The organism is Stutzerimonas azotifigens DSM 17556 (assembly GCF_000425625.1).
Lineage (GTDB): Bacteria > Pseudomonadota > Gammaproteobacteria > Pseudomonadales > Pseudomonadaceae > Stutzerimonas > Stutzerimonas azotifigens.
In genome coordinates this window covers 51,981-68,297 of record NZ_KE384419.1, presented here as the reverse complement: position 1 = coordinate 68,297, position 16,317 = coordinate 51,981, and the positions used below count along the sequence as shown (strand labels likewise).

General features: G+C 70.0%; 17 protein-coding genes. 10 read left to right on the top strand and 7 right to left on the bottom strand.

All coding sequences use genetic code 11. The features are described 5' to 3' along the window. Positions 1 to 104: 104 nt before the first annotated feature. The gene (locus H610_RS0120755; protein WP_028241452.1) at positions 105 to 851 is read right to left on the bottom strand and encodes a LytR/AlgR family response regulator transcription factor; all 747 of its coding nucleotides are present in this window, start codon (positions 849 to 851) and stop codon (positions 105 to 107) included. After that, complete coding sequence (locus H610_RS0120750) at positions 848 to 1,933, bottom strand: sensor histidine kinase (RefSeq protein WP_043239248.1); 1,086 nt, start codon at positions 1,931 to 1,933, stop codon at positions 848 to 850. The genes H610_RS0120755 and H610_RS0120750 overlap by 4 nt, the downstream gene beginning before the upstream one ends. Positions 1,934 to 2,170: 237 nt before the next feature. On the opposite strand from H610_RS0120750, the gene H610_RS0120745 reads away from it, so the two are divergent. The 3 genes from H610_RS0120745 to H610_RS0120735 all read left to right on the top strand — a co-directional run bounded on the left by H610_RS0120745 (position 2,171) and on the right by H610_RS0120735 (position 6,164). Continuing rightward, positions 2,171 to 4,099 (top strand): methyl-accepting chemotaxis protein, encoded by a 1,929-nt coding sequence (locus H610_RS0120745; RefSeq protein WP_043239255.1) that lies wholly within the window; start codon positions 2,171 to 2,173, stop codon positions 4,097 to 4,099. A gap of 82 nt (positions 4,100 to 4,181) precedes the next feature. After that, entirely contained in the window at positions 4,182 to 5,576 is a 1,395-nt protein-coding gene (gene argH / locus H610_RS0120740) for an argininosuccinate lyase (protein WP_028241449.1), read from the top strand. 105 nt (positions 5,577 to 5,681) lie between these two features. Beyond that, positions 5,682 to 6,164: a GNAT family N-acetyltransferase gene (locus H610_RS0120735; RefSeq protein ID WP_028241448.1), complete on the top strand. Its 483-nt coding sequence runs from the start codon at positions 5,682 to 5,684 to the stop codon at positions 6,162 to 6,164. Between the two features lie 3 nt (positions 6,165 to 6,167). Here H610_RS0120735 and H610_RS0120730 read toward each other — a convergent pair whose 3' ends face one another. From H610_RS0120730 to H610_RS0120720, 3 genes are read right to left on the bottom strand one after another with little or no spacing between them, the layout of a single operon-like run. Beyond that, on the bottom strand, positions 6,168 to 7,058 hold the full coding sequence (locus tag H610_RS0120730) for an NAD(P)-dependent oxidoreductase (protein ID WP_256380920.1): 891 nt from the start codon (positions 7,056 to 7,058) through the stop codon (positions 6,168 to 6,170). A gap of 37 nt (positions 7,059 to 7,095) precedes the next feature. Beyond that, positions 7,096 to 8,061, bottom strand: a complete 966-nt coding sequence (locus tag H610_RS0120725) for a magnesium transporter CorA family protein (RefSeq protein WP_028241446.1) — start codon at positions 8,059 to 8,061, stop codon at positions 7,096 to 7,098. 33 nt (positions 8,062 to 8,094) lie between these two features. Further along, positions 8,095 to 8,754 (bottom strand): glutathione S-transferase family protein, encoded by a 660-nt coding sequence (locus H610_RS0120720; RefSeq protein WP_028241445.1) that lies wholly within the window; start codon positions 8,752 to 8,754, stop codon positions 8,095 to 8,097. Positions 8,755 to 8,863: 109 nt separating this feature from the next. On the opposite strand from H610_RS0120720, the gene H610_RS0120715 reads away from it, so the two are divergent. The 3 genes from H610_RS0120715 to H610_RS0120705 all read left to right on the top strand — a co-directional run bounded on the left by H610_RS0120715 (position 8,864) and on the right by H610_RS0120705 (position 12,373). Further along, on the top strand, positions 8,864 to 9,148 hold the full coding sequence (locus H610_RS0120715; protein ID WP_028241444.1) for a hypothetical protein: 285 nt from the start codon (positions 8,864 to 8,866) through the stop codon (positions 9,146 to 9,148). Between the two features lie 72 nt (positions 9,149 to 9,220). Further along, positions 9,221 to 9,469 carry a TIGR02647 family protein gene (locus tag H610_RS0120710; protein ID WP_028241443.1) on the top strand — a complete coding sequence of 83 codons (249 nt, stop codon included), beginning with the start codon at positions 9,221 to 9,223 and terminating at the stop codon, positions 9,467 to 9,469. 96 nt (positions 9,470 to 9,565) lie between these two features. Next, entirely contained in the window at positions 9,566 to 12,373 is a 2,808-nt protein-coding gene (locus tag H610_RS0120705) for a class I adenylate cyclase (protein ID WP_028241442.1), read from the top strand. A 3-nt stretch (positions 12,374 to 12,376) separates the two neighbouring features. Here the strand turns inward: H610_RS0120705 and rnk are convergent, their stop codons facing one another. Both rnk and cyaY read right to left on the bottom strand, forming a co-directional pair. After that, the gene (rnk, locus tag H610_RS0120700) at positions 12,377 to 12,766 is read right to left on the bottom strand and encodes a nucleoside diphosphate kinase regulator (protein ID WP_028241441.1); all 390 of its coding nucleotides are present in this window, start codon (positions 12,764 to 12,766) and stop codon (positions 12,377 to 12,379) included. 124 nt (positions 12,767 to 12,890) lie between these two features. Beyond that, entirely contained in the window at positions 12,891 to 13,226 is a 336-nt protein-coding gene (gene cyaY / locus H610_RS0120695) for an iron donor protein CyaY (RefSeq protein ID WP_028241440.1), read from the bottom strand. Positions 13,227 to 13,385: 159 nt separating this feature from the next. On the opposite strand from cyaY, the gene lptM reads away from it, so the two are divergent. The 4 genes from lptM to H610_RS0120675 are packed head-to-tail and all read left to right on the top strand — an operon-like array spanning position 13,386 to position 16,316. After that, positions 13,386 to 13,526, top strand: a complete 141-nt coding sequence (lptM, locus tag H610_RS0120690) for an LPS translocon maturation chaperone LptM (RefSeq protein ID WP_028241439.1) — start codon at positions 13,386 to 13,388, stop codon at positions 13,524 to 13,526. 10 nt (positions 13,527 to 13,536) lie between these two features. Further along, positions 13,537 to 14,787, top strand: coding sequence for a diaminopimelate decarboxylase (gene lysA / locus H610_RS0120685; RefSeq protein ID WP_028241438.1), 1,251 nt, complete (start codon positions 13,537 to 13,539; stop codon positions 14,785 to 14,787). 9 nt (positions 14,788 to 14,796) lie between these two features. Continuing rightward, a complete protein-coding gene (gene dapF / locus H610_RS0120680) occupies positions 14,797 to 15,627 on the top strand; it encodes a diaminopimelate epimerase (RefSeq protein WP_028241437.1) in 831 nt (276 codons plus the stop codon). Beyond that, positions 15,624 to 16,316, top strand: coding sequence for a DUF484 family protein (locus H610_RS0120675; protein WP_028241436.1), 693 nt, complete (start codon positions 15,624 to 15,626; stop codon positions 16,314 to 16,316). Before dapF ends, H610_RS0120675 begins: the two co-directional genes overlap by 4 nt. The last annotated feature ends 1 nt before the right edge of the window (position 16,317 follow it).

Genomic DNA, 16,317 nt, shown 5'->3' with positions numbered 1-16,317 from the left:
CGCCTGTCAAGCCTTTTTGCAGGCTTCCCCCCAGTCGAGCCCCTTCCTGCAGCTCGCAGCCCCTCCCCCGTCCAGCCGTCCAGCCGTCCAGCGCTCTTGTGGGCTTAAAGATTCTGCATAAGCTTGCGCACCCCGGCCACGTGTCGCCGGCTGACGGTGAGCGCTTCGCCTTCGAGGTTCTTCAGGAACAGCTGGAAATGCCCAAGCGGGGTGCGCTGCAGGCGCTCGATGCGGTCCCTGGCCACCAGCGCGTTGCGGTGGATGCGCACGAAGCGGTCGCCGAATTCGTCCTCCAGCGCCTTGAGCGGTTCGTCGAGCAGCACCTCGCCGCCGTCGTGGCGCAGGGTCACGTACTTGTGGTCGGCGATGAAGTAGATGACGTTCTCCAGCGGGATCAGCTCAATGCCCTTGCGGGTGCGTGCGCTGATGTGGCTGCGCGGCCCGGTGCCGGAAATCGCCGCAGGCCGCGTCAGTGCCGCGAGCTGCATGCGGTTGGGCCGCTCGGCCTTCTTCAGCGCGTCGGCCAGTATCTCCGGGCGCACCGGCTTGACCAAGTAGCCGACCGCGCTGACCTGGAAGGCCTCCAGGGCGAACTCGTCGTGGGCGGTGCAGAAGATCACCGCCGGCGGCGCCTCGCGCTCGCACAGCTTGGCGGCCACCTGCAGGCCGTCCATGCGCGGCATGCGGATGTCCAGCAGCACGATGTCCGGCCGCATTTCGTCGATCAGGTGTAGCGCCTCCTCGCCATTGCTGGCGGCAGGCTCGAGGACTCGATAACCGTCAAGGTCGCCGACGAGCCGACTGAGGCGATCGCGGGCGAGGGGTTCGTCATCGACAATCAGAACATTCATAGGGCTCCGGCTTCCTGCTGCGTTTGTCTCGCGCATGGATAGCGTAGACGGGTGTAGTGGCGGCCATCACGGCGCTCCACGCTGAGACTCGCGCGCGGGCCGAAAAGTGCCGCTAGTCGTGCATCGATGTTGTGCAATCCCTGCTGTGTTCCCTTCCATGCCGGGACGTTCCCGTCCATTTCGTACGGATTGCTGATCTGCAGGTGGAAGACCCCTTCCTCGTAGCGGCCTTCCACGCTCACCAGCCCGCCCTCGGCGCGCGGCTGCACGCCATGGACCAGGGCGTTCTCCAGAAGCGGCTGCAGGGTCAGGTGCGGGATCGGCAGGTCCTCGGGAATGCCGTCGATGTTCCACTCCAGGCGCAACCGATCGCCGAAGCGGTACTGCTCGATGGCCAGGTAGCGCCGCGCCAGCGCCAGTTCGTCACGCCAGGTCACCAGCGTGCCGGGGCGCGCCAGGGTGGCGCGGAACAGGTCGGACAGGTCGAGCACCGCCTGCTCGGCGCGCGCCGGATCGGTGGCGACCAGGCTGGCGATGGCGTTCAGGCTGTTGAACAGGAAGTGCGGGCGGATGCGCGCCTGCAGCGACTCGATGCGTGCACGCAGTTCGGCCTGCTCCTGCCGCCGCCACTGGCTCTGCAGGTAGAAGTAGCGCAGCAGCAGGCTGGACATGATCAGGCTGATCAGGCCGTGGCGCAGGTAGCGGTGCGGCTCGATCGTCTCCGCGCCCACGCCGCTGAGTTCGAAGGCGTCGGCCAGGGCCGTGCAGCCGATGGTCAGGCCCACCACCAGGGCGCAGCACAGCAGCCCGGCGGGGGCCGGATCGAGCCGCGCCAGCCAGGGCCGCAGCCGGCACAGCAGTGCCGCCGAGAGCAGCACGATCCACTGCACGAACAGCGAGGTCAGCGCCAGGCGCAGCCAGTCGAAGCTCGGCTGCAGGGGCTCGGCGAGCACCAGCACGAACACCAGCAGCTCTGCCAGCAGCACCAGCCAGAGCAGCGCCTCGGGCTCGCACAGCTCCGGTACGAAGAAGTCGTCGGGCGGCGCGGGCGCGCGCACCCGCTTGAGCGGACGAATCGGCATCGGGAAAGTGTCCATGGGCCGGTGACCGGAACGCAATGGTCCGGAAGGCAGGGCGTCGTAAAACCGTCGCCGCACGCCTGCGACGGCCAAGATGCGTCAGTTTAACCACGCGCGACCGCCAGCTGCGTGACCGGGCGCAGATTCCACGGCCGCGCCGGCGGGCATCGTTGCGCGCGGCATGCGCCTTGCTTGATCAACCGCCTCGACATCGCCGCGCCGCGGCAGGAGCCGTTTCCCATGCTCTTTTCCTCACTGCGCAGCCGCCTGCTTCGTCCGGTGCTGCTGACCCTGTGCGTGGCCATCCTGGTGCAGCTGCTGGTTGCCCTCGCCCTGACACGAGGCACCATCGAAAGCCTGCAGAGCGAGATCGGCGAGCGCCTCCGGGCGGATTCCGGGCGCCTGGTCGGCGAGCTGGAAGCCGCCGGCGGCGAGGTCCGGAGCGGCCTGAGCGGGTTGTCCGGGCGCATGACCGAAGAACTCACCGGCCGCCTCGGCGAACGTCTGGGCCAGGAGCAGGCCCAGTTGCGTGACACGCTGGAGCAGCACCTGCACCAATCCGGGGACGACCTGGCGACGCTGCTGGCCGGGGTCGCCCCCAAGGCCATCTGGGACCACGACGTGCCGGCGCTAACCGACTTCGTGCGCATGGCGCACCGCAATCCGGCGGTGGTCTTCGTTGTCTACTACGACGCCCAGGGCGAACAGCTCACCCGCCACGTCAACCGCCAGGACACCCGCGTCAAGGCGCTGATCGCCGAGGGCAACGGCCGCACCTCGCTGGACAAGCTGATCGACGCCGCCGAGCGCAACCCGTCCTTCTACATCGCCCGGGCCTCGGTCAACCCCATGGGCGCGGAGATCGGCCGGGTGCTGCTCGGCCTCTCCACCGAGGAGGTGGACAAGACCCTGGACGCGCTGGACAGTCGTTTCGGCGAACTCATCGGCAGCAGCGGCGAGCTGGTCGCCAACGGGCTGACCCGGGCCGCCGACGACAGCACCCGCCTGCTCGGCGAGCGTCTCGCCGCCGCTGGCGCCATCGCCGACAGCCTGGCCGACAACAGCCTCGCCGCCGTCGACCAGGCGGCCAGCGCGCTGCGCTGGAAGACCAGCCTCGGCCTGGCGCTGATCGGCCTGCTGGTGCTCGTCGCGGTGACCCTGGTGCTCGGGCGCCGGGTGCTGCACCGCCTGCGGCTGCTGGTCGCGGCGCTGCAGGACCTGTCCGCCGGCGAGGGCGACCTGACCCGCCGGGTGGCGATCAGCAGCCGCGACGAGGTGGGCGAGATGGCCTCGGCGGTCAATGCCTTCGTCGCCAAGTTGCAGCCCATCGTCGCCGAGGCCCGCGGCATCGCCGTGCGCACCAAGACAGAGATCGACGCCCTCGGCACCCGCAGCGCGGCCGCCGAGGCCGCGGCGGCGAGCCAGCGCGACAACGTCGCCGGCAGCCTCGAGGCACTGGCGCGGATGAGCCAGCGCGCCGGCGAGGAGAGCCGCGCCATGCAGGCGGCGCTGGAACAGGTGCAGGCGATCCGCCGCGCGGCCGACGACAACGAGGAGCTGTCCGAACAGGTGGCCAGCACCATCGCCGCGCTGGTGGCGCGCGTCGAGGAAGGCGCCGGGGTCATCGAGCGCCTGGCGCGCCAGAGCGAGCAGATCGAGGTGGTGCTCACCGTCATCCAGGGCATCGCCGAGCAGACCAACCTGCTCGCCCTGAATGCCGCGATCGAGGCCGCGCGGGCCGGCGAGAGCGGCCGCGGGTTCGCCGTGGTGGCCGACGAGGTGCGCGCCCTGGCGAGCAAGACGCAGCAGTCCACCGGCGACATCCAGGGCCACATCGACAGCCTGCAGCAGGGCGCGCGCGAGGCGGTGGCGGTCATCGGCCAGGCCGGCGGCCAGGCCAGCGAGGGGCTTGCCGCGCTGCAGGCCAGCCGTGAACTGCAGACGGCCCTGCAGGGCTCGGTGGCGCAGGTGCACGGCGCCGTCGAGCAGGCCACCCAGGGCGCCCTGCAGCAGGCCGAGGGCGCCGCCGCGGTGCGCCAGCGGGTCGAGGCGATCCTGCGCGAGGCCGACAAGGCCGCCGAGGCGATGAGCGCCACCGCCAGCAGCGGGCGCGTGCTCGGCGGCCTGGCCGGCCAGCTGGAAGCCAGCCTCGGACAGTTCCGCACCTGACCCACGCGCCGGCTCGGGCCGGCGCGGCAACCCTGCTATCATGCGCGGCTTCCGTCTTCCCGAGTTGCAGCGAGCGCATTTCATGAGCACCGACAAGACCAACCAGTCCTGGGGCGGCCGTTTCAGCGAGCCCGTCGACGCCTTCGTGGCCCGTTTCACCGCCTCCGTCGAGTTCGACAAGCGCCTGTACCGCCACGACATCATGGGCTCGGTCGCCCACGCCACCATGCTCGCCGAAGCCGGCGTACTGACCGAGGCCGAGCGCGACGCCATCGTCAGCAACCTGCAGGGCATCCAGGCGGAAATCGAAGCGGGCACCTTCGACTGGCGGGTCGATCTGGAAGACGTGCACATGAACATCGAGGCCCGGCTGACCGACCGCATCGGCGTCATCGGCAAGAAGCTGCACACCGGCCGCAGCCGCAACGACCAGGTGGCCACCGACATCCGCCTCTGGCTGCGCGACGAGATCGACCTCATCCTCGCCGAGATCACCCGACTGCAGCAGGGCCTGCTGGATCTCGCCGAAGCCGAGGCCGACACCATCATGCCCGGCTTCACCCACCTGCAGACCGCCCAGCCGGTGACCTTCGGCCACCACCTGCTGGCCTGGTTCGAGATGCTCGCGCGCGATCACGAGCGCCTGCTCGACTGCCGCAAGCGCACCAACCGCATGCCGCTCGGTTCGGCCGCCCTGGCCGGCACCACCTACCCGATCCGGCGCGAGACCACCTGCCGCCTGCTCGGCTTCGAGGCGATCTCGGGCAACTCGCTGGACGGCGTGTCCGATCGCGACTTCGCCATCGAGTTCTGCGCCGCCGCCTCGGTGGCGATGATGCACCTGTCGCGCTTCTCCGAAGAGCTGGTGCTCTGGACCAGCGCGCAGTTCCAGTTCATCGACCTGCCCGATCGCTTCTGCACCGGCTCCTCGATCATGCCGCAGAAGAAGAACCCGGACGTGCCGGAACTGGTGCGCGGCAAGACCGGTCGCGTGTTCGGCGCCCTCACCGGCCTGCTGGCGCTGATGAAGGGCCAGCCGCTGGCCTACAACAAGGACAACCAGGAGGACAAGGAGCCGCTGTTCGATGCCGCCGATACCCTGCGCGACTCGCTGCGCGCCTTCGCCGACATGGTCCCGGCGATTCGTCCGAAACGAGAAGTCATGCGCGAAGCGGCGCTGCGCGGCTTCTCTACCGCCACGGATCTCGCCGACTACCTGGTGCGCAAGGGCCTGCCGTTCCGCGATTGCCACGAGATCGTCGGCCATGCGGTGAAGTACGGCGTCGACAGCGGCAAGGACCTGGCCGAGATGAGCCTCGAGGAACTGCGCCGCTTCAGCGACCAGATCGACGACGACGTGTTCGCCGTGCTTACGCTGGAAGGCTCGGTCAACGCCCGCGACCATATCGGCGGCACCGCGCCGAATCAGGTCCGCGCCGCCGTCGCCCGCGGCCGCGAGCTGCTCGCCTCTCGTTGACCCTCTCCCTGTGGGAGCGGTCTCGACCGCGAACGGGCGCCTGCCCAGTTGTCGCGGTCAAGACCGCTCCCGTGGACTCAAGCCCTCGAACCTGCGGTCCTTGCCATGCCCCTGCACATCCGCCCCGCCACCCGCGGCGACGCCGCGCTGATCCTGCGCTTCATCACCGAACTGGCGGTCTACGAGCGCGCCGAACACGAAGTGAAGACCGACGTCGCCGGTATCGAAGCCAGCCTGTTCGCCGCGGACGCCAGCGCCCAGGCGCTGATCTGCGAGCGCGACGGCCAGCCGATCGGCTACGCGGTGTACTTCTTCAACTACTCCACCTGGCTGGGCCGCAACGGCCTGTACCTGGAAGACCTCTACGTCACCCCCGAGGCGCGCGGCACCGGTGCCGGCAAGGCGCTGCTCAAGCACCTGGCGCGCCTGGCCGTGGCCCGCGGCTGCGGGCGCTTCGAATGGGCGGTGCTGGACTGGAACGAGCCGGCCATCCAGTTCTACCGCTCGCTCGGCGCCCTGCCGCAGGACGAGTGGACCACCTACCGCCTCACCGGCGCCGCGCTGCAGGCGCTGGCCGAGCAGTCCTGACGCTCAGGCCTGGCCGGCGCGTTTGAAGGCACGCCCGCCGAGCGCCGACCAGTCCTTGTCGCCCTCGCCCTGGGCGACCGCCTCGAGCAGGTTGTCGCGCAGCACGCTGGCGAACGGCAGCGGCACCTGCCGCGCCTCCCCGGCGGCCAGCGCCAGGCGTACGTCCTTGAGTCCGAGGGTGAGCTTGAAGGCCGCCGGCTCGAAGCGACGCTCGGCGATCATTGCGCCGTAGTTGCGGTAGGCCGGCGCGGCGAACAGGGTATTGGTCATCACGTTCAGCAGTTCGCCGGCCTCGACGCCGTAGCCTTGCGCCAGCGCCGCGGCTTCGCCCATGGTCTCGATGGCGCTGGCGAGCATGAAGTTGCCGGCGATCTTCACCACGTGGGCGCGGCGCGGGTCGTCGCCCAGCGGCCAGACGGCCTGGCCCATGGCATCGAGCAAGGGCCGCACCCGCTCGATCGCCGCCTGCGGGCCGGCGGCGAGGATATTCAACTTGCCGGCGGCGGCGACGTCGGTGCGCCCGAACACCGGCGCGGCGACGTACTGCACGCGCGCCTGCGCGTGGCGGACCAGCAGCTCCTCGACGAAGGCGATCGACAGGGTCGCCATGCTCAGGTGGATCAGGCCCGGCCGGGCCGCCGCCAGCGCACCGCCGTCGAGCAGCACCGCACGGGTCGAGGCGTCGTCGGCGAGCATGCTCACCAGCACGTCCGCCTCCAGCGCCGCGGCCGGCGACGGCGCCACTTCCGCGCCCTGCCTGGCCAGCGCATGCGCCGGTTCCGGCGAGCGGTTCCAGACGATCAGTTCGTGCCCGGCGGCGAGCAGATTCGCCGCCATGCCCCGGCCCATGCCGCCCAGTCCGAGAAAACCCACCCGCATGTCGTTGTCCTCCAATGATCGCGGCCTGCTGCGCCGCCGTTATGGCCGGTCGCTACAACCAGCCGCGAAACTTGAACCAGGCGTAGGGCAGGATCGCCGAGACCACCATCATCCCCAGCGCCAGCGGATAGCCGAACGACCAGTGCAGTTCCGGCATGTGCTGGAAGTTCATCCCGTACACCGTGCCCACCAGCGTTGGCGGCAGAAAGAGCACCGCGGCGATGGAGAAGACCTTGATGATGCCGTTCTGCTCGATGCTGATCATGCCCAGCGTGGCGTCGAGCAGGAAGGCGATGTCGCCGAGCAGCTTGGCCTGGTGCTCGCCCAGCGAGCGCAGGTCGCGCTCCAGCGCCTTGAGCCAGCTGCGTGCAGGGCCGCGCTTCGGGTCGCCGACGTGCAGGCGGTAGTAGGCCATCAGCCGCGTGCCGCTGAACAGGCTTTCGCCAAGCTGGGTGAGCAGCGAGCGGTGCTGCCCCAGCTCGCGCAGGATGTGCTGCAGCTCGCCGCGGCGCTCGCGTTCCTCCTCGAATATCCGCTGCGACAGGCCGTTGAGCTGCAGCTGGACGGCCTCCAGCACGTCGGCGACGCGATCGACGATGGCATCGAGCAGCGCCATGAGGATCAGCGCCCCACTGGTGTAGACACCCGGCTGGCGGGCGAGCTTGAGCTGGAACTGGCGGAACGGGCTGAGTTCGGCGTAGCGCACGGTGATCAGGCAGCCGTTGGTCAGCACGAAGGTGACCTGCGCGGTGCGGGGCTGGCGCTCGTCCACGCCGGCGACCACCGTGGTGGTCATGAACAGCACGCCGTCCTCGTCGTAGAAGCGCGAGGTGTCCTCGATTTCCGCCAGCTCTTCGCGGGTGGGTATGTTCAGTCCCATCTGTCGTTCGATGAATGCCTCTTCCTCGGCGCTGGGCGACAGCAGGTCGGCCCATAGCAGGTCGGCGGGCAGGACATCCAGGCGCTCGGCCTGGCGCTGGCGCAGCAGGCCGTGTTCGAGGGCGTAATAGGTGATCATCGGCAACGGCGTCCTTCTGCCAGGGAATGGTGCTCAGCGCCCCGCGCGCTTGCGCGCCAGGTAGGCGGCCATGGCCGCCTCGCGGTCGGCGGCGATCCGCTGTACGTTGGGATTTTCGCCGAGCCGCTGCAGCAGGGCGCGGGCGCCGGGCAGACGCGCGCTCAGGTCTTCGTCGAACAGCGCCCTGGCAACGCCTTTGGCGAGGTCGAAGCTGTACAGGAAATAGACGTCCGCCAGGGTGAAGCGTTCGCCGGCGACGAAGGGCGCGAAGGCGGCGTGGCGCGCCAGCGCATCGACGCCGGCGAGCAGCTCGTCGCGGCAGCGCTCGCGCAGCGGCGGCGCCACCGGCGTGCCGAAGAAGGCCTCCGGGTAGCCGAGCCGGGCCGACAGCTCGACGTACAGCTCGATCGCCTTCATCAGCGCCCGCACGCGGGCCCGCGCGAAAGGCTCGGCAGGCAGCAGCGCCGGTTCCGGGTACAGCTGCTCGAGGTACTCGAGGATGGCGCCGGTCTCGTTGAGAAAACCCTCGTCGGTCTCCAGGAACGGCACCTTGCCGCGCGGACTGCGCGCCAGGAAGGCCGGGCTGCCGTCGGGAACGGCCTCGACCTCCTCGAAGGGGACGCGCTTTTCCAGCAGCACCAGCTTGGCCATGTTGTAGTAGTTGCTGACGCAGAAACCGTGGAGCTTGAGCATGGGGGTACCTTGTCGCCGGGAAGTCCGCCTACAGCATAGAGCCACCGGCAGCGGAGCGCGCCTGGCGTTATAGTGCCGGGACTGCCCAGCCGAATCGATGAGAGCGCCCATGAGCGAACACGACCTTCCCCACGACGAGCCGGACGCCGACGAGGCGTTCGCCGAAGCGACCCTGGTCCAGGCCGTCGAGAACCAGCTGGAGTCCGGCGAGCCGCCGGCCACCCGCGCGGTGCTGAACAAGCTGACCCTGGTCGGCCACGAGCGCGACGAGGCGCTGCACCTGATGGCGCTGGTGCTGGCCCACGAGATTCGCGCGATGCTGCGCGAGGACCGCCCGTTCGACGGCGAAGGCTACGAACGCATGCTCCGCGAGCTGCCGACCCTGCCGGAGTGAACCGCCGGCAGGGGCGCCAGGCGCGGCTACACTGCTGACAGGGGGCCGCCGCCCATCACTCGAGGAGCCGACATGTCCTACACGCCCGATCTGGTCGCCGAGCTGGAAATCCTTCGCCAGTACGACCTGGACAACCACCTCGCCGGCCTCAAGGTGCACCACGATGCCGACCAGGGGACCATCGCCGCGACCCGGCGCCTGCACGACAAGGGCCTGCTCAGCCAGCCGGACGGCGGCTACCTCACCAGCCTCGGGCGCGACGCCGCCGAGCACGCGCAGGCCCTGCTGACCATCCTGCGGACGGCCGACCGCGCCGGGTGAGCGGACGGGCGGCATGATCGGCCGCTCAAGGCACCGCCGAGACCGCCGATGCAGAGGACTGGTACTCTACCCCGCCCCTGCAACGAGCCGTACCTCATGTCAGACCGCCCGGAACTCCGCCCAGACCTCGATGACGGCATCGACCGCCAGGTCCTGCGGCAGATCCGCGAGCGTTTCCTGACGGTCAACGCCGGCCGCCTGGAGCGTGCGCTGCAGGCCATGTCGGCGCGCCAGCAGCAGGTGCTGCGGCTGCTGCCGCTGCTGTTCCACGTCAACCACCCGATCCTGCCCGGCTACGTCTCGGCCAGCACCCCGGCCGGCCTCGACCGCTACGAGCCGGACCCCGCGACCCTCGCCGAAGCGCAGCGCCTCAGCCGCTCGTTCAGCTACCAGGCGCGCCGCGGGCGCGTCGAGTCGGCGATTCAGGGCCTGTTCCTGATGGGCAGCCTGGGCACCATCGCCCAGGACGAGAGCAGCGACCTGGACGTCTGGGTCTGCCACGACCCGGCGCTCGACGGCCGCATGCGCGCCGAGCTGCAGCGCAAGTGCGACCTGCTGCAGGCCTGGGCGGCGAGCCAGGGCGCCACCGCCACCTTCTTCCTCATCGACCCGGCGACCTTCGCCCGCGGCCTGCGCGAAAGCCGCCTGGCCGGCGAGGACTGCGGCAGCACCCAGCATTACCTGCTGCTCGACGAGTTCTACCGCACCGCGCTCTGGCTCGGCGGGCGCACGCCGCTGTGGTGGCTGGTGCCGGCCTACGACGAGCACCGCTACGAGGCCTACGTCGAGACGCTGCTGACGCGCCGTTTCATCCGAGCCGAGGAAGTGCTCGACCTCGGCCACCTGGGTCACATCCCGCCGGGCGAATTCCTCGGCGCCGGCCTTTGGCAGCTGTACAAGGGCATCGAGTCGCCCTACAAGTCGGCGCTGAAACTGCTGCTGACCGAGGTCTACGCCAGCGAGCATCCGCAGGTCGAATGCCTGAGCCTGCGCTTCAAGCAGGCGGTGTACGCCAACCGCCTGGCGCCGGACGAACTCGACCCCTACATCGCCCTCTACCGGCGGCTCGCCGAGTACCTGCAGGCGCGCGGCGAAAGCGAGCGGCTGGAGCTGATCCGCCGCAGCCTGTACCTGAAGATCAACCGCAAGCTGAGCCGCCCGCCGAGCGCGCGCGGGCGGAACTGGCAGCGCCAGCTGCTGGAACGCCTGACCCAGGACTGGGGCTGGGACGAGCGCCAGCTGGCGCTGCTCGACAACCGTGCGCAGTGGAAGGTGCGCCAGGTAGCCGCCGAGCGCCGGGCGCTGGTCAACGCGCTGACCTACAGCTACCGCTTCCTGTCGCGCTTCGCCCGCGAGCAGCACGCCATGAGCCCGCTCAGCGCGCGCGACCTCAGCGTGCTCGGGCGGCGCCTGTACGCGGCCTTCGAACGCAAGGCGGGCAAGATCGAATTCATCAACCCGGGCATCTCCCCGGACATGGCCGAGGAGGCGCTGACCCTGGTGCGCAGCCGCAATGCCGGCGACGACGGGCTCTGGGCGCTCTACGCCGGCAGCCTGCATGCGCGCGAATGGGCCGACTACGCGCCGCTGAAGCGCTCCCGCGAGCTGGTGCCGCTGCTCGCCTGGTGCCATCTCAACGGGGTGATCGACGCCGGCACGCGGGTCTCGCTGTATGCCGGCGACAGCGGGCTCGGCGAGGCGGAGCTGCATGCGCTGCTCTCCGGCCTGCGCCAGAGCCTGCCGATGCCGCTGGCGCCGGTGTGCGAAGAGGCCCTGCTGGCGCCCAGCGCGCCGCGCCACGTGCTGTTGCTGCTCGGCCTCGGCCCCGAGCCGGACGAGACGGAGGCCGGCCGGCCCGTCGAAGAGCGCGTGCAGAGCGTCGACCAGCTCACCCTCAACAGCTGGAACGAGCTGACCGTCTCCCACTACGACGCACCCGAGGCGCTGCTCGACTGCCTGCGTGAGCATCTGCAGAGCCTGCCGGCCGGCGGCAGCGGCCCGCAGTTGCAGGTGTACTGCTTCAACCGCCGGCAGGGCGTGGCGGTCAGCCGCCGCGTCAGCGCGCTGTTCGCCGAGGTCCAGGGGGCGCTGACGCGCGCGCCCGGCAGCCGCTACCTGCTCAACCTGCACGGCCAGCACCACGTGCTCGAACTGGTGCCCGGCGCCATCGGTCACGCGCGCCTGCCGGACCAGGCCAGCCTGCTGGAACACCTCGGCCAGCCGCACCCGGCCTACCGGCCGATCGAGCTCGACCCGCGCACCCTGGCCAGCGACGACCTGGCGCTGGTCCTCGGCCACGGCCGCCCGGACTGCCTGCAGGTGTTCTACCGCGTGCAGGGCGAGCAGGCGATGGTCATGGTGCTGGACGAGCACAACGCGCTCTGGCACCAGGTCCAGCCGTTCCGCGACGAGGCCACCCTGCTGCGCCCGCTGCAGCGCTTCCTGCAGTCGGTGTTCTATCGCCACAACGCGTTGCTGCCGATGCCAGGGCAGGCCCCGGCGGGCCTGCGCGAAGTGCTCTACTACCGCCTGACGGGGCCGCAGAACGACCGCCCGGTGCAGGTCGAGCGCCGCTCGCCGCCGGTGGACGAGACCAGCCATCCGTTCTACGAGGTGCAGGCGATCGTCGAGCCCGGCGAGCGCCGCGCGCGCATCACGCTGTACTGCAACCACCGGGAGTTCTCCGAACTGGAGCACGGCCCGCAGCTGTTCGCCCAGGCCGCGCGCCACATCCTGTCGCAACGCCGCGGCGACCAGCGCTACCCCTGCTACATCACCGACCTGGATCTTTCGGCACTGCCCGGCGAGGCGGCCCAGACGGTGCAGTACCTGCGCTACAAGACGCGCCTGGAAGCGGCGCTCAACCAGGCGGTCGAGCGGCTGTCGCACGGCGCCCTGCCCTGAGGCTCAGGCGGCCGGCTGCTGCTCCACGGCCAGCACCGTGAGCCTGAGCTGCTTGCCGCCCGGACCGGGCCAGTCGATGTGCTGCCCGACGGTCAGGCCGAGCAGCGCGGTGCCCACCGGCGCCAGCACCGAGACGGTGCCTTCGCGACCGGCATCCTGCGGGTAGACCAGGGTCAGGTGGTAATCCTTGCCGCTGATCTCGTCGCGGCAGTGCACGCGCGAGTTCATGGTCACGACCGCGGCCGGCATGTCCGCGGCCGCGACCACCTGGGCCCGCGACAGCTCCTGCTCCAGCGCCTCGGCAGCGGGACCGTATTCGTCCAGGCTGTCGAGCAGGCGCTCGAGGCGGGTCAGGTCGGCCTGGGTCAGGATGATGGACGGTGCGCTGGTCATGGGCTCGGCGGTCTCCTTGCGATCGTTTCGGCCATAAAAAAGGAAAACCCCGCTCGGGATGAGCGGGGTTTTGCGTCGATGTAGCCCCGACCCTAACACAGCCGGGGCGGGATGCAAGGGGGGCTCAGCGCAGGGCCTCGAACTCCAGCGCCGCACCGCTCTGCTCGCGGGCCACTCGCTCGAGCAGCTCGCCGAGCGGCTCCTCGCTGGTGTCGCAGATCCACAGGGCGGCTTCCTCGTCGTAGTCGAAGTGGAAGCCGCCGGAGCGTGCCGCCACCCACAGCTGGCGCAGGGCCGGCTGGCGGCTGAGGATGAGCTGGCTGCCGTTGTCGAAGCGCACGGTCAGCACGCCGCCGGAGTTCTCCAGGTCGACGTCGAGGTCGCTGTCGTCGAAGATATCCTCGACTTCCTGCTGGGCGTCGTCGACGAGATCGTGGAAGCGGGCTTCGCTCAGGCTCATGGAAATTCCTCGGGAAGGTTGCACAGCGGATGCCGTAGGAACCGGCGAGCTTAGCACCCCCCGCGCGCGCCGACAGCCCCGGCGAGCGGCGGCTCGCGTAGGCAATACGGCGGGTGCCCGGTATACTCCGGGCCATTCGATTTCCAAGGATTCGCCCCCATGAAGCGTCTGCTGCTTCCCCTGTTCGCCCTCGCCCTGCTGGCCGCCGGCCTCTCCGGCTGCGGGCAGAAAGGCCCGCTCTACCTGCCCGACGACGAGAAGGCCGCCCAGCAACATTCCAAAGACCGTTACGAACTCTAAGGAGGCACCCATGGAGGCGTTCTCCTACCGCGACGGCCAGCTGTTCGCGGAAGGCGTGGCTCTGTCCGCCATCGCCGAGCGTTTCGGCACCCCCACCTACGTCTACTCGCGCGCGCACATCGAGGCGCAGTACCGCGCCTATGCCGATGCCCTGGCCGGCATGCCGCATCTGGTCTGTTTCGCGGTCAAGGCCAACTCCAACCTCGGCGTGCTGAACGTGCTGGCGCGCCTCGGCGCCGGCTTCGACATCGTCTCGCGCGGCGAACTCGAACGCGTTCTCGCCGCCGGCGGCGAGCCGGGCCGGATCGTCTTCTCCGGCGTCGGCAAGACCCGCGACGACATGCGCCGCGCGCTGGAAATCGGCGTGCACTGCTTCAACGTCGAATCGCGCGACGAGCTCGAGCGCCTGCAGCAGGTCGCCGCCGAGCTCGCGCTGAAAGCTCCGGTGTCGCTGCGCGTCAACCCGGACGTGGACGCCGGCACCCACCCGTACATCTCCACCGGGCTCAAGGAAAACAAGTTCGGCATCGGCATCGACGAGGCCGAGGCGGTCTACGCCCGCGCCGCCGAGCTGCCGAATCTGGAGATCGTCGGCGTTGACTGCCACATCGGCTCGCAGCTGACCAGCCTGCCGCCCTTCCTCGACGCCCTCGACCGCCTGCTGGCGCTGATCGACCGGCTCGCCGCGCGCGGCATCCGCATTCGCCACCTCGACCTCGGCGGCGGCCTGGGCGTGCGCTATCGCGACGAGCAGCCGCCGCTGGCCGGCGACTACATCCAGGCAGTGCGCCAGCGCATCGCCGGGCGCGACCTGGCCCTGGTGTTCGAGCCGGGGCGCTCGATCGTCGCCAACGCCGGCGTGCTGCTGACCCGGGTCGAATACCTCAAGCACACCCCTGACAAGGACTTCGCCATCGTCGACGCGGCGATGAACGACCTCATCCGCCCGGCCCTGTACCAGGCCTGGATGGACGTGGTGGCGGTGCAGCCGCACGACGGCGAGACGCGCCAGTACGACATCGTCGGACCGATCTGCGAGACCGGCGACTTCCTCGCCAAGGGCCGCGAACTGCCGCTGGCCGAGGGCGACCTGCTGGCGGTGCGCTCGGCGGGCGCCTATGGTTTCGTCATGAGTTCGAACTACAACAGCCGCGGGCGCGCGGCCGAGGTGCTGATCGACGGCGACGTGGCGCACCAGGTGCGCCGGCGCGAGACCCTGGAATCGCTTTATGCGGGCGAAAGCCTGCTGCCGTCCGCCTGAGGGTCCGCCATGCTGCTTCGCTTTACCAAGATGCATGGCCTGGGCAACGACTTCATGGTCGTCGACCTGGTCAGCCAGCACGCGCACATCCAGCCCAAGCACGTCCGCCAGTGGGGCGACCGGCACACCGGGGTCGGCTTCGACCAGTTGCTGATCGTCGAGCCGCCACACGATCCGGACGTGGACTTCCGCTACCGGATTTTCAACGCCGACGGCTCCGAGGTCGAACAGTGCGGCAACGGCGCGCGCTGCTTCGCCCGCTTCGTGCAGGACAAGCGCCTGACCACCAAGCGCCGCATCCGCGTGGAAACCCGTGGCGGCATCATCGAGCTGGAAAGCCGACCCGACGGCCAGGTCCGCGTCGACATGGGCCCGCCGCGCTTCGACCCCGCGCAGATTCCGTTCCAGGCCGAGGCCCAGGCGCCCGAATACCAGGTCGAGGTGGACGGCCAGGCGGTGACGCTCTCGGCGGTATCCATGGGCAATCCGCATGCGGTCCTGCGCGTGGACGACGTGAACACCGCGCCGGTGCATGCGCTGGGGCCGAAACTCGAACACCACCCGCGCTTCCCGCAGCGGGTCAACGTCGGCTTCCTGCAGGTGCAGGACCGTCACCAGGCGCGCCTGCGCGTGTGGGAGCGCGGCGCCGGCGAGACCCAGGCCTGCGGCACCGGCGCCTGCGCGGCGGCCGTCGTGGCCATCGGCCAGGGCTGGATGGACTCGCCGGCGCAGATCGAACTGCCCGGCGGCCGTCTGTCCATCGAATGGGCGGGCCCGGGCCAGCCCGTTATGATGACCGGCCCCGCGGTACGCGTTTACGAAGGACAGGTTCGCCTATGACCGACCAGCCCCAGCAACCGACGACACTCGATGCCGATGCGGTGGCCGCCTACCTGCGCGCCCACCCCGAGTTCTTCGTCGATCACGACGAGCTGATACCCGAACTGCGCATCCCGCATGCGCGCGGCGACGCGGTGTCGCTGGTCGAGCGTCAGGTCAAGCTGCTGCGCGAGCGCAACATCGAAATGCGCCACCGCCTCGGCCAGTTGATGGACGTGGCCCGCGACAACGACCGGCTGTTCGACAAGACCCGCCGCCTGGTCCTCGACCTGCTGGACGCCGGCAGCCTCGAGGAAGTGGTGGGCGCGATCGACGACAGCCTGCGCCATGAATTCCAGGTGCCCTTCGTCAGCCTCATCCTGTTCAGCGACACGGGCCTGCCGGTGGGCCGCAGCGTGACGCCGGCCGAGGCGCAGCAGGCCATCGGCGGGCTGCTGGCCGGCGGCAAGACGCTCTGCGGCGTGCTGCGACCGCACGAGCTGGCGTTCCTGTTCGGCAAGGAAGACAGCGCCAGCATCGGCTCGGCCGCCGTGGTTTCGCTGAACCAGCAGCAGGGCCTGCTGGCGATCGGCAGCCCGGACCCGCAGCACTACAAGAGCTCGCTCGGCACCCTGTTCCTCAGCTACGTGGCCGAGGTGCTGTCGCGCGTGCTGCCGCGCTTCCACACGCCCCTGCGCTCGGTACGCTAAG